Consider the following 13,126-nt stretch of genomic DNA (forward strand, 5'->3'; position numbering starts at 1 on the left):
ACGATGCAATGCTTTCACTGTTTACAGCCCGTTCCGAAAGGCGTTGACTTAACCGTCAGTTATAAAGGCGAAAAGCACGCTGTTTGTTGTGCGGGCTGTCAGGCCGTTGCCAATACCATTATTCAGCATAACCTCGATGCCTATTATCAGCATCGCGATGAGCGACCATTAGAAACACCTTTATTGCCCGATGAGTTAAAGCAGCTAAGCCTATACGACCACCCAGATATTCAAAAAGAGTTTATTCGGGACGCTGGTGACAATATTCAAATTGCCACCCTGACCGTTGAAAATATTACCTGTGGTGCTTGTGGCTGGCTAATAGAGCAAGAGCTGATGCGACTAAGCGGCATTCGAAAAGCGGTCGTGAATGTCAGTAGCCGACGTTTACAGGTTCATTGGGACGATGGTGCCCTAAAACTCAGTGAAATACTGCAAGCGCTTGCACGCATTGGCTATAAAGCGCTGCCTTTTCAACCTAACGAAGCAGAGCACCAGTACGAGAAACAGCGTAAGAGCTACATTAAACGCTTAGGCGTTGCCGGCATTGCGACAATGCAAGTGATGATGGTGGCTTTTGGGCTTTATTTTGGTGTAGGCGGTGACTTGTCTGAGAGCCTTCAGCGTTTCCTATGGATTGTCAGTTTAGTCTTTGCAACACCCGTTATTTTGTATAGCGCTCAACCTTTTTATGCCGGCGCATTAAGAGGCCTGCAGGCCAGCAAGTTGAATATGGATATTCCGGTATCCATTGCCTTACTAGGTGCATACAGCGCTAGTGTGTACGCCACTATTACCAACACTGGAGAAGTTTACTTTGAGTCTATCTCAATGTTTACGTTCTTCTTGTTGACTGGTCGCTTTCTTGAGCTACTAGCAAAAGAGCGAGCCTTACGCTTTGCAACCAACCGTTTAACCCTGCTGCCTAAATTAGCTATCCGTGAAACCGCTGACAGTACAGAAGAGGTAGCGGTTCGCCAACTAAAGGTTGGCGATGTTATTCGTGTTAAACCGGGAGAAACTTTGCCGGCAGATGGGCATTTGCTCAGTGACAAAGCGCAAGTGGATGAAAGTCTTCTGACCGGTGAAAGCCGCCCTGCTGTAAAAGTAAAAGGCGACAAAGTGGTTGCCGGTAGTTTAAACCAAAGCTCCCCTATTCGCGTGGAAGTGACAGAGGTGGCTCAGCAAACGGTGCTTGCCGGAATTATTGCCATGCAGGACGCAGCTTTAGCTGACAAACCCAAAGTACAACAAGTCATTGATAAAGTTGCAGGTTATTTCATTGCCGGCATTCTTTTAACCGCAACGGTTACCTTCTTAGCCTGGTGGTTCATCAACCCCGAACACGCATTGTGGGTAACCTTAGCCGTCCTTGTTGCCACCTGTCCTTGTGCGCTGTCGTTAGCTGCTCCAACCGCGCTAACCGGCATTATCCATCGTCTGAATAATGATGGCATCTTATTAAAGAATGCAGATGTTATTGAGTCAGTAAAAAACCTGAACACTGTATTTCTGGATAAAACCGGTACCTTAACCGAAGGCAAGTTTCAATTAATTACCAAGCTTGATCACACTAATAACACGCACAACGATGCATTAGCCGCGGGTCTTGAAAGTCATTCAGAGCATCCTATTGCAGCGCCATTGAAGTTACTTTCAGAGCAACCTATGGCTTTTAATAGTGTCGAAAATTATCAGGGACTTGGGTTAGAAGGAATAGCAGAGGGTATTCGCTACCGCATCGGCAGCCGTGCTTTCATTCAACAGTGGCACCCACAGTACCAACCTAATGGCGAGCACCAGGTTGTTCTTGCGAACGAATCTGAGGTTTTAGCCGAATATCATGTTGATGATCAACTTCGGCCAGAGGCAAAAGAAACAATAACAACCCTTCAGCAGCAAGGATATAACCCAGTTATTGTCAGTGGAGACAGTAAAGACAGAGTGGAACCTGTTGCTCACTCGCTGGGTATCAAGGAGTGGCACCATGACACAAAACCGGAAGACAAGCTGAGTTTAATAACTGACGCGCAGAGAAACGGTCATACGGTCTGGATGATTGGTGATGGCATCAACGATAGCCCGGTTCTTGCGCAAGCTGATCTTTCCATGACATTTTCCAATGCCTCAGATCTGGCTCAGACATCGGCCGATGTTATTTTAATGGGCGAGTCACTTTGGCAAATTGAAACGGTGATAAAAGGTGCGACAAAAGTACGCAGCATTATGCGGCAGAATTTTATCTGGGCATTGTTGTATAATGTCAGTGTATTACCATTTGCAGCGTTTGGCTTTGTTGCGCCGTGGGCTGCTGCTTTAGGGATGTCGTTAAGCTCCCTGCTGGTTATCGCCAATTCATTAAGGCTATACAAGAAATGAGTGTTATCTACGCATTAATTCCAGTAGCGATTATTTTCGTTATTATTGCCATCGCCGTTTTCTTCTGGGCTGTTCGCTCCGATCAGTTTGAAGACATTGAGCGACAAGGCCTGAATATTTTAATGGATGACGACAAGCCTAACAGCACCGATAACAAACCGCCTCAGGACCAAGCTGACAAAGAGCAAGAAAGTGATAATGACGCAAAGCGCTGATTATATAACGGCCCTGATGATGGGCTTAGCCGGTGCCGGGCACTGCCTGGTAATGTGCGGTGGCATAGCCAGTGCAATTGGCGTTCGCTCTAAGCCTTATATTGTCTGGGTTTATAATTTTGGGCGCGTTGCCTCTTATGTTTTGATTGGGGCGCTGGTAGGCGCAGCCATAGGTTTAATATCTCCCGATGGTTCATACACCACCGTGGTACTTCGTTGGCTTGCTGCACTGTTTTTATTGCTGCTTGGCTTATACTTTACCGGCTGGTTCTCTGGCCTGGTTTATATTGAGAAGTTAGCGTCGCCGCTATGGCGAAAAATTCAGCCGCTCGCAGGGCGTTTGAAGAACAACCAAGGTGTTTTGAATACTTTTCTGGCCGGCGCATTATGGGGCTGGCTTCCCTGCGGAATGGTTTATACAGCACTGAGCTGGGCGGCAATTAGTGGCACGGCTCAGGGCGGTGCGTTAACTATGGCATTTTTTGGGCTAGGTACCCTGCCCGCAATGATAGCCGCCGGTCATTTTAGCCAGTTCCTGCATAACTTTTTAAAAGCCCGAGGTGTTCGCACCGCTATGGGTATTCTTCTTATTGTTTATGCACTTTGGAGTTTCGTGACACTGATCAAACCTTTTTTCCATTCAGCTGGTCATTAAAGGCTTCAAATTCGCTATTCATCAGCTATTCTTAGATAAAGAAACATGACTTTAGTCGCGTTCACATTAAGGAATAAAAATGAATAGCTTTAATAAGTTACTGGTCGTTTTAGACCCTGCTGATGAACAACATAAAGCGCTCAAACGCGCGCTACACATGGCGCGACTCAACCCTGACTGTAAACTCACGTTATTTCTTTCTATTTACGACTTTTCGTATGAAATGACAACGATGCTGTCGAGTGAAGAGCGTGATATTATGCGCTCCAACCTAATTGCTGACAGAAAAGCCTGGATTGATGACCTGCTCAGTGAGTTTGACACTGACAACATGCAAATCGAAAAAGAGGTTGTTTGGCATAACCGTCCTTTTGAAGCCATTATTGAAGAGGTTTTGAAAAATAACCATGAGCTTCTGATTAAAGGCACCCAAGTGAGTCCAAGCTTTCAGAACCTTCTCTTTACACCAACAGATTGGCATTTATTGAGAAAAGCGCCTTGTGCCGTGTTATTGGTGAAAGAACACGAGTGGCCAAGCCATGGTCAAATTATAGCAGCTGTCCACACGGGCTCAGAAGAAGAGCATCACAAAAAGCTTAACAAACGAATAATTGAGCATGCCCAGGCAATGAGTAAAACACTCGATGCCAGTGTTCATTTAGTCAATGCTTATCCCAGTGCGCCGGTGAATATCGCTGTCGAAATTCCTGAGTTCGATGTGACAGAATACTCTGATGCACTGGAACAACACCACATTAATAGAATGGCGGCATTAGGTCGTGAGTTTGGTATATCCACTCATGCGCAGCACCTCTCTCAAGGCTTGCCAGAGCAAGTGATACCAGAATTCGCCAAACAACTGGACGCTGAACTTGTTGTGCTTGGTACTATCGGCCGTACCGGCATTAGCGCTGCCCTACTCGGCAATACCGCAGAGCATGTGCTTGACCAAATAAACTGTGACGTACTGGCTATAAAACCGGAAGATTTTAAATGCCCTCTCGCTTGATGCGAACCGCTTAGGTATAATCCGCGCGTTATTTTAAGCAAGTCGGGTAAACGGGAGCCATAATGGCAAACAGCAGTCAGTACAGCTTCAATAAATTACAGAAGCGAATTCGCCGGGAAACCGGTAAAGCCATTCAGGATTTTGGCATGATTGAAGACGGTGATCATATTATGGTTTGCCTGTCCGGCGGTAAAGACAGCTATACGTTGTTAGATACCCTTATGTATCTTCAACGTGTTGCGCCTATTAAGTTCTCTCTCGTTGCCGTGAACCTCGATCAAAAGCAGCCAGGGTTTCCTGAGCACGTTCTGCCAAATTATCTGGATTCACTAGACGTTGACTATAAAATTGTAGAAGAAGACACCTATAGCATCGTCAAAGACAAAATCCCTGAAGGCAAAACAACTTGCTCGCTATGCTCTCGCTTGCGACGTGGGATATTGTATCGAACGGCGAAAGAGCTAAAGGCCACCAAAATAGCGCTGGGTCATCATCGCGATGATATGATCGAAACCCTGTTTTTGAACCTGTTTCACGGCGGCAAGCTAAAATCAATGCCCCCAAAACTTGCCAGTGATAACGGCGAGCATGTTGTCATTCGACCGCTTGCGTATAACAAAGAAAAAGACATTGAGCAGTACTCGCAAGCCATGGAATTCCCTATTATTCCGTGTAACTTGTGCGGATCTCAGGAAAACTTGCAGCGCAAACAAATAAAACAAATGCTAAACCAGTGGGATAGACAGTTCCCGGGGCGTGTCGAAAGTATTTTTACCGCCATGCAGAATGTGGCTCCGTCACATTTGGCTGACAATAACCTCTTCGATTTTCTGTCTGTCATAGCAGACGGTGTTGCTAAAGAAGACGGCGACAAAGCTTTTGATGACGAGCCTATTCAGAATAAGCAGTTTGTAGCGCCCAATGATTATGAAGATGGCAATTCCGGCGTGCAGAGCATAAGTATTAAACAGCTGGCCTAAAAAAGCCCCTTTCGGGGCTTTTTGTAATTCTAATGGAAGTTATTGAGGAGCAGCTTCGCTACTTGTTTCAGTGTCCAGCTCTTGGCGCACTTCATTAACAATAGGACGGTTAATCCGTATCATTGCACGTAACTCTTCAATGTATTCATCACCACGTTCAGAATAACTTTCCAAACCGACAATTAAGTCATTTGCCGTTATATCTTCATTATCTAAACGCTTCTGCTCACGCAATAAACGTAAGTCTAAGTATGCGCCGTGGGTATTAATGTTTCGCATATAGCTTTTTACGGACTCATTGACTGAGTCAAACTTAGCCACTTCATGACGGCCGTCTTCGCCGCGCCCGGTCGGCACAAGCCCACAACCTTTTACGTAACACCATTGACCAAATAAGTTAAGACCCATACGGGAGAAGCGCGAGGTTCCCCAACCCGATTCGTTAGCAGCCTGAACCAGCACCATCATTTCAGGAATGATGTCCATACGACGTTTCAACAAGCCGAATAAGTTGTCATCAATAGCTATGTCTTCTTCTAAACGATAATATTCGATCCACTCATCAATTTTTTGCTTATCGTCTGCGGTTAAGCGGCCTTCCTGAAAACGCCCATAAACGTCTTTTAGATAAGCTCGCTCATGCAATATGCGAATGTTCTCCGCTTCAACCATAGGCAGCAAAAAGCGAAAAAACGCCTCTTTTTTCTCCGACACATCTGTCATTGCCGAAAATTCTGGCATGCTTGTTTTTATCTCAACATTGGGAATAGGCGGTAAGTGAGCAGTAACCGAAGTATCTCCCTTTTTAAGAGAACCTTTTGGAATAAACCAAGGCGTTAACAGCGCCGCAACACATAAAATAATAAATAAAATTATCGTAGCTATTCGCATATTTTTCCTCAGGAAAATAATCTTAAACAGAAATATTGTCAGACGGCTCAGGTCTGTTTTTCTCTATAACTGTTACGCCAATAATCTCTTTATAGACCACACCTATCAGATTATAAATCATAGGCAGCATCCAAATAAGCCCTAAGCCGAATGGAATAATGGCCAAAAATAGTGCGCCCATAATAAGCAAGAACAAGACAATAAATTTAGGTAACTTGTAATGCGTAATACGGAAAGAATAATACAACGCATTTAACGGACTAACGCCTCGCTCAATAACAAGAGGCATGGCTAGCGCAAGCACTACCGTTAAATACAAAGACCCAAGCAATCCTAGGTTCGGATGCAGCTGACCCAGTAACAACGTCAGAATAATATTTAAGACCGTTGCAATAAGTGACACAACAATAAGTGGCATTAGGCGCTGAAAACCATCAAATACTTGAGTTGCTTTGGTTTTTATGTCGACGCTGTGTTTTATGCCCATCAACATAAGTCCACCGAGAAGTGGTGCGTTAATAACCGCTTGAATAATACTGGTTAAAAATTGCAGCTCGAGGGAGTTCTCAAAACTTTCCAGCGAGAAGAAATTAATAAGCACCAACACCATTAAAACGTTAATGCCAAATAGAATTAAAAAGCCGCCTAATAAAGAGCCAAGATGGTTCTTAGTGACATTAAAAGACTGCTCTATTACGTTTTTTAAAGAGAAGTCGTATTTGCCGGTCAAAGCATCGGTTAATGAGCCGCCTACTATTAGCTTGTTATCATTCACAAAAATTACCACACTTTAATTGCTGAGTCGGTTAAAATAGCGCCCGCTATACTAGAGCATCCACATCGACAATCCAATAATTTCGATAAACACTTAAGGAGTCTCATGCAGAAAAAACGTAAAGAACGTCCTGCGAACCCCAAATTGGTTTTGCTTAATAAACCTTACGGTGTTTTATCGCAATTTAGCGGCGAAGCAGACGATGATACCTTAAAAAACTATATTCCTCATAAAGACGTTTACCCTGCCGGGCGACTCGATAAAGACAGCGAAGGTTTGTTATTGCTGACCAATGACGGTGTGTATCAGGCGAGACTTGCGAACCCTAAGTATAAGGTATGGAAGACATATTGGGTTCAGATCGAAGGCGAGCCGACTGAAGAGCAACTGGAAGCACTTCGTCACGGTGTTGAGCTAAAAGATGGCCTAACCCGCCCGGCAGAAGCTTTTGTTATGCCCGAGCCGAATAACTTATGGCCCCGTAACCCGCCTATTAGAGAGCGAAAGTCGATTCCGGACACATGGCTTTGCATAAAAATAAGAGAAGGCAAAAACAGACAGGTTCGTCGCATGACAGCACACGTTGGACTACCAACGTTAAGGTTGATAAGAGCCGCAGTCGGCCCTTTTCAGTTAAAAGGATTACAGCCGGGACAATGGCGTGAAGAGCCTCCGGTTTGGTAAACCTTTGACTACCGCTGTGACGGTGAAAATGATAGAATACGCGCCAATTTTAGTACGCCAAAACGTCCGAGCAAATTTATGAGTGAAGCAGTAAAAAAAGTCATTGTCGGAATGTCCGGAGGAGTCGACTCCTCTGTCTCAGCATATCTTCTAAAACAACAGGGCTACCATGTTGAAGGCCTGTTTATGAAAAACTGGGAAGAAGACGACACGGACGAGTATTGTGCGGCCGCCGACGACTTGGCTGACGCTGAAAAAGTTTGCGAAACCCTGGGTATTGAACTGCACACCATTAACTTTGCTGCGGAATACTGGGATAACGTCTTTGAGTATTTCCTGGAAGAGTACAAAGCCGGCCGTACTCCGAACCCGGACATCATGTGCAACAAAGAGATTAAGTTTAAAGCCTTTCTTGAGTTTGCTGCCGAAGCGCTGGACGCCGATTATATCGCCACAGGCCATTATGTTCGCCGCCAATATGACGGCAAAAAATGGCAAATGCTGCGTGGATTGGACAATAACAAAGATCAAAGCTACTTCTTGTATACACTGAGTCATGAGCATATCGCGCAGACACTATTTCCGGTTGGCGAATTGGAAAAGCCTGAAGTTCGACGTATTGCCGAGGAACAAGGCTTAGTAACGGCGGATAAAAAAGACTCTACCGGTATTTGTTTTATTGGTGAACGTAAGTTTAAAGATTTTCTACAGCAGTATCTGCCGGCTAAGCCTGGTGACATCGAAACCGTCGACGGTGATGTTCTTGGGCAGCATGAAGGTTTAATGTACCACACGCTTGGTCAACGCAAAGGTTTACATATTGGTGGCCTAGCTAACGCTTCTGACGACCCTTGGTATGTGGTCGATAAGGACGTTGAACGTAACGTACTGATTGTTGCACAAGGCAAGAACCACCCTCGCCTATACTCTAAAGGCTTAATTGCCGGTCAGCTGCATTGGGTGAACCGGGAAACGCCTGTGAAACCGTTCCGCTGTGCCGTAAAAACGCGTTATCGCCAAAACGATATCGCCTGTCAGGTAACACCATTAAACAATGGTGACGTTCATGTTGAGTTTGACGACCCCGTTGCCGCAGTTACACCAGGCCAGTCAGCGGTGTTCTATATCGATAACGTCTGCCTTGGGGGCGGTATTATTGAAAAACGCCTGACCGATTTTGAGGTAAAACTATGAACGACTGGCAACAGCGAGTTATTGCATTAGCCGGTATGTCATTAAGTGCCGCTGCGGTACAAAAAATAGCGCGCAGCGGCAGTTTGTATCCAGAATCCATTACCGACACATTAGTTCACAGTGTGTTACAACAGTCGCCCGACTCCATCGAACAGGTTTACGGTGGACTAGCGAATATCCAGCCCGGCTTACAGACGCTTGTGCGCCAAATTGGCAGTAGCTCTCAGAAAGATGTTGAAGTCACACGCTATTTAATTGGGATGCTGCACCTTTCAAGACTCTTATTAAAAGAGCCAAAAGTATTGGACGAGCTGGGCCAGCGCATTTCTCAAATAAAGCGCCAAAAAGAAGAATTTGGTTTTGAACAGTACCGCATTTTAGAAAGTATGGCTGGCGTATACCGTGAGTTAATAAGCCCATTAGGTCAGCCTATTCGAATCAATGGTAAACCAGAGGTGTTAAAGTCCGATGCTAATCAGCATCATATCCGTGCCCTGCTACTTGCGGGAGTACGCAGTGCCATACTCTGGAATCAAGTAGGCGGCAAGCGTCGCCATTTCATTTTTTCAAGAAAACAGATGCTGAAAGCCGCTCAGCAGCTCCTTCAAATTGCTTAATCAAACTCGGAGAACTTTGTATGTTGCCCTTATCTTCACTCACTGCGATATCCCCTGTTGACGGTCGATATGCTTCAAAAGCAGAAATGCTGCGCCCTATTTTTAGTGAATACGGCTTAATCAAGTTCCGAGTTACTGTCGAAGTCCGCTGGCTACAATTGTTAGCAACTGTCGATGGCATTAAAGAAGTTCCTGCATTAAGCGCCGACGCAAATGCAATACTCGATGGTATTGTTGAAAACTTCTCTGTTGAAGATGCGGAGCGCATTAAAGAAATTGAAAGAACGACGAACCACGACGTTAAAGCGGTCGAGTACTTTTTAAAAGAGTCAGTGGCATCAAACGACGAACTCAATAATGTATCAGAGTTCATTCATTTTGCGTGCACCTCAGAAGATATCAACAACCTGTCACACGGCTTAATGCTGGCAACAGCGCGAGACGACGTACTGTTGCCAATGATGACTCAACTGCTCGACGATGTGAAAGCCAAAGCTAAAGAGTACCGCGCCGTTCCAATGATGGCTCGTACCCATGGTCAACCAGCTACACCAACGACAATGGGCAAAGAGTTTGCCAATGTTGCTGTTCGCTTAGAGCGTCAACTTGAACAATTTAAAGCGGTTAATATTATGGGTAAAATAAATGGAGCGGTGGGTAACTACAACGCTCACCTTGCGGCCTATCCAAATGTTGACTGGCACGGCATTTCTGAGCGCTTTGTTGACTCTTTAGGTCTCAATTGGAACGCATACACCACTCAAATCGAGCCGCATGACTACATTGCGGAGTACTTCGATGCCCTGTCACGCTTTAACACCGTGCTTATCGACTTTGACCGTGATGTATGGGGTTATATTGCCCTGAATCATTTCAAGCAAAAAACCATTGAAGGTGAAGTCGGCTCTTCTACTATGCCTCATAAGGTAAACCCCATTGATTTTGAGAACTCAGAAGGCAACCTGGGTATAGCTAATAGCATTATGCAGCATTTGGCGCAGAAACTGCCTATCTCCCGCTGGCAACGTGACCTAACGGACTCAACAGTATTGCGTAATCTGGGCGTTGGTTTAGCTTATGCAGTTATTGCTTATCAGGCGACTCAAAAAGGTCTCAGCAAGCTGGAAGTTAATGAAGCCAGACTGGCCGCCGAGTTAGATGACAACTGGGAGCTAATGGCAGAGCCGGTACAGACCGTGATGCGTCGCTACGGCGTCGAAAAACCTTATGAAAAACTCAAAGCTTTAACTCGTGGTAAACGCATTACCCCAGCTGACTTAAGCGACTTTATTGATGCGTTAGATATTCCTGACGCAGCAAAGGATGAAATGAAAGCGCTAAGTCCGGCAAACTACATTGGCCGTGCGGTTCAGTTTGTTGATGATTTAGTATGACATTAAACCTCGATATAGCAGACTTCCTGGCGAATAGCTGGCAGAAAAAGCCTTGTTTAATTAAGCAAGGCTTTGCTGCATTTTCAGACCTTATTAGTCCTGAAATACTGGCGGGCTTAGCCATGGAGGAAGGTGCCGATTCCCGTATTGTGCAGACAAATGCCAATACCGAGTCAGGCTGGCAGGTCATTCATGGTCCCTTCGAAGAATATGAATCATTTGGTGAGTCGGACTGGACGTTATTAGTTCAGTCCGTTAATGAATGGGTGCCAGAAGTCGGCGAACTTCTGCAACCCTTTCGCTTCCTGCCAGACTGGCGTCTGGACGATGTCATGGTTAGCTTTTCCTGTGAAAACGGTGGTGTTGGTCCACATGTCGATCAATACGATGTTTTTATTATTCAGGGCGCAGGTAAGCGACGCTGGCGCGTGGGCAACCGTCAACCGTTACAGGAGTTGCAACCCACTGAGGATCTTTGCTTAGTCAATAATGATTTTAACGTCGTTATTGACGAAGAACTCGAAAGCGGTGACGTGTTGTATATTCCGGCAGGCTGCCCACACGACGGCATAGCACTTGAGCCGTCGCTGAATTACTCCGTTGGCTTTAGAGCTCCCTCTCAAGCTGAGTTGCTGTGGCAACTGGGCGACAGCGCTATGGCTAATGACGTGCTAACCAAGCGCTACACGGATCCAGACAGTCAAGCACCATCGTCTGGCTATGAGATCACCGAACAGCAGCTAGACGCTGTTAAGTCATTATTAATAGAAGCAATATCATCAGACGAGTCCAGTGACTTGATTGCCCGGTTACTATCGCAATCGAAGCGTCCTTTGGTAGACCCTGAGTTACCTGTAACAGCAGAGCAAATACCTGCAATGCTCGAGCAAGGCGCTGCTTTTATTGAACGCGCTCCCGGTGCCCGGCTACTGTGCTTAAATAATGACACTTTTTATTTAAACGGTGAAAAACTCGAGGTGCCTGAAGCGGCACAGCAAGCCGCTACGCAACTCGCTAAAATGCACGGCAGCAGTCCTGCTACAGAGCTAAAAGCCACCTTTTCAACGCCGGAAAGCCAGGCATTTCTGGCGGAAGTCATTAACCTGGGTGGTTACTATTTCTTCATTGATGAAGCACCTGAATAATTCTGTAAAGAGAAGTTGATAAACACCTGTTTGAATACGCGTATTTATTGACTTTATTCAGTAGCGAACGGTTGCCCTACGTGGTAATGTTCGCGCAATTTTTTAAGCAATAAGGAATTAGAATTCATGTCTCTATTCGAGCACCCTGAATTTGATAATCACGAGCAAGTTGTATTCTGTCATGACCAGAAATCTGGCTTGAAAGCAATTATTGCTATTCATGACACTACATTAGGTCCAAGCCTTGGCGGTACTCGCCTTTGGAACTATAGCTCATCAGCTGAAGCACTAACTGACGTATTGCGCCTGTCTCGTGGTATGACTTATAAAAGTGCAATGGCAGGTCTGCCATTAGGTGGTGGTAAAGCGGTTATTATTGGCGACCCAAAAAAAATTAAAAACGAAGAGCTGTTCCGCGCTTATGGCCGTTTTATCGAGTCGTTAAGTGGTCGTTACATTACCGCAGAAGACGTCAACATCCGCACTGAAGATATAGACATCGTTGCAAAAGAAACCAGCCACGTAGCAGGTACTGCTGACAAGGCCGGCGACCCTTCTCCACACACAGCTTTGGGTACTTACCTGGGCTTAAAAGCGGCAGCAAAACACCGTTTAGGCAGCGAAGACTTAAAAGGCGTAAAAATTGCTGTGCAAGGTTTAGGCTCGGTCGGTTATGACTTTGCTAAGCACTGTGCAGAAGACGGTGCTGAGCTTATCGTTACCGATATAAACGAAGAGTCTGTTGAGCGTGCGGTTAAAGAATTACGCGCAAAAGCGGTTGGTTTGGATGAAATATACGACGTTGATGCTGATATTTACGCACCTTGTGCATTAGGCGCAACCATTAACGATGAAACACTGAAGCAACTTAAGGTGAAAATCATTGCCGGTAGCGCAAACAACCAGCTAGCGAACCCTAAGCATGACCAGGCTGTTAAAGACATGGGCATTTTGTACGCGCCCGACTACGTCATTAATGCCGGTGGTGTTATTCATGTCTGCTCTGAAGCGGCCAATATGAGTCTGGAAGAAACGGATAAGCGTGTTCGCGCTATTTACGACACTCTGGACAAGCTGTTTGCACGAGCTAAAGAGGAAGATCGCCCAACAGGTGTTATTGCTGATGAGATGGCAAGAGAAATCATTGCCAAAGGCAAGCAGTAAATACGCTGATAAAAAAGCCTGGTG

The 13,126-nt window shown here is 45.6% G+C and carries 13 protein-coding genes; 11 read left to right on the plus strand and 2 right to left on the minus strand.

Annotated features, from left to right (window positions below; genetic code table 11):
• The first annotated feature begins 3 nt into the window (after nt 1–3).
• The 5 genes from CWI73_RS01995 to ttcA all read left to right on the plus strand — a co-directional run bounded on the left by CWI73_RS01995 (nt 4) and on the right by ttcA (nt 5,238).
• On the plus strand, nt 4–2,379 hold the full coding sequence (locus tag CWI73_RS01995) for a heavy metal translocating P-type ATPase (protein WP_126751313.1): 2,376 nt from the start codon (nt 4–6) through the stop codon (nt 2,377–2,379).
• On the plus strand, nt 2,376–2,594 hold the full coding sequence (gene ccoS, locus CWI73_RS02000) for a cbb3-type cytochrome oxidase assembly protein CcoS (protein WP_126751314.1): 219 nt from the start codon (nt 2,376–2,378) through the stop codon (nt 2,592–2,594). Before CWI73_RS01995 ends, ccoS begins: the two co-directional genes overlap by 4 nt.
• A complete protein-coding gene (locus tag CWI73_RS02005) occupies nt 2,578–3,249 on the plus strand; it encodes a sulfite exporter TauE/SafE family protein (protein WP_241968805.1) in 672 nt (223 codons plus the stop codon). The genes ccoS and CWI73_RS02005 overlap by 17 nt, the downstream gene beginning before the upstream one ends.
• Nucleotides 3,250–3,328: 79 nt before the next feature.
• Nucleotides 3,329–4,258 carry a universal stress protein UspE gene (uspE, locus tag CWI73_RS02010; RefSeq protein ID WP_126751315.1) on the plus strand — a complete coding sequence of 310 codons (930 nt, stop codon included), beginning with the start codon at nt 3,329–3,331 and terminating at the stop codon, nt 4,256–4,258.
• 62 nt (nt 4,259–4,320) lie between these two features.
• Nucleotides 4,321–5,238, plus strand: a complete 918-nt coding sequence (gene ttcA / locus CWI73_RS02015) for a tRNA 2-thiocytidine(32) synthetase TtcA (RefSeq protein WP_126751316.1) — start codon at nt 4,321–4,323, stop codon at nt 5,236–5,238.
• Between the two features lie 39 nt (nt 5,239–5,277).
• On the opposite strand, the gene CWI73_RS02020 is transcribed toward ttcA, so the two are convergent.
• Both CWI73_RS02020 and CWI73_RS02025 read right to left on the minus strand, forming a co-directional pair.
• On the minus strand, nt 5,278–6,129 hold the full coding sequence (locus CWI73_RS02020; protein ID WP_126751317.1) for a glucosaminidase domain-containing protein: 852 nt from the start codon (nt 6,127–6,129) through the stop codon (nt 5,278–5,280).
• 22 nt (nt 6,130–6,151) lie between these two features.
• Nucleotides 6,152–6,904, minus strand: coding sequence for a DUF2189 domain-containing protein (locus CWI73_RS02025; RefSeq protein WP_126751318.1), 753 nt, complete (start codon nt 6,902–6,904; stop codon nt 6,152–6,154).
• 105 nt (nt 6,905–7,009) lie between these two features.
• Between CWI73_RS02025 and CWI73_RS02030 the strand changes: the two genes are divergently transcribed.
• The 6 genes from CWI73_RS02030 to CWI73_RS02055 all read left to right on the plus strand — a co-directional run bounded on the left by CWI73_RS02030 (nt 7,010) and on the right by CWI73_RS02055 (nt 13,102).
• A complete protein-coding gene (locus tag CWI73_RS02030; RefSeq protein WP_126751319.1) occupies nt 7,010–7,588 on the plus strand; it encodes a pseudouridine synthase in 579 nt (192 codons plus the stop codon).
• 78 nt (nt 7,589–7,666) lie between these two features.
• On the plus strand, nt 7,667–8,782 hold the full coding sequence (mnmA, locus tag CWI73_RS02035) for a tRNA 2-thiouridine(34) synthase MnmA (RefSeq protein ID WP_126751320.1): 1,116 nt from the start codon (nt 7,667–7,669) through the stop codon (nt 8,780–8,782).
• The gene (gene hflD / locus CWI73_RS02040) at nt 8,779–9,399 is read left to right on the plus strand and encodes a high frequency lysogenization protein HflD (RefSeq protein WP_126751321.1); all 621 of its coding nucleotides are present in this window, start codon (nt 8,779–8,781) and stop codon (nt 9,397–9,399) included. The genes mnmA and hflD overlap by 4 nt, the downstream gene beginning before the upstream one ends.
• A 23-nt stretch (nt 9,400–9,422) precedes the next feature.
• Nucleotides 9,423–10,793, plus strand: coding sequence for an adenylosuccinate lyase (gene purB / locus CWI73_RS02045; protein ID WP_126751778.1), 1,371 nt, complete (start codon nt 9,423–9,425; stop codon nt 10,791–10,793).
• Complete coding sequence (locus CWI73_RS02050) at nt 10,790–11,938, plus strand: cupin domain-containing protein (protein ID WP_126751322.1); 1,149 nt, start codon at nt 10,790–10,792, stop codon at nt 11,936–11,938. Before purB ends, CWI73_RS02050 begins: the two co-directional genes overlap by 4 nt.
• A gap of 126 nt (nt 11,939–12,064) precedes the next feature.
• Nucleotides 12,065–13,102: a Glu/Leu/Phe/Val dehydrogenase dimerization domain-containing protein gene (locus CWI73_RS02055; protein ID WP_126751323.1), complete on the plus strand. Its 1,038-nt coding sequence runs from the start codon at nt 12,065–12,067 to the stop codon at nt 13,100–13,102.
• Nucleotides 13,103–13,126 lie beyond the last annotated feature (24 nt).

Source organism: Idiomarina piscisalsi, from assembly GCF_003987095.1.
GTDB classification, from domain to species: domain Bacteria; phylum Pseudomonadota; class Gammaproteobacteria; order Enterobacterales; family Alteromonadaceae; genus Idiomarina; species Idiomarina piscisalsi.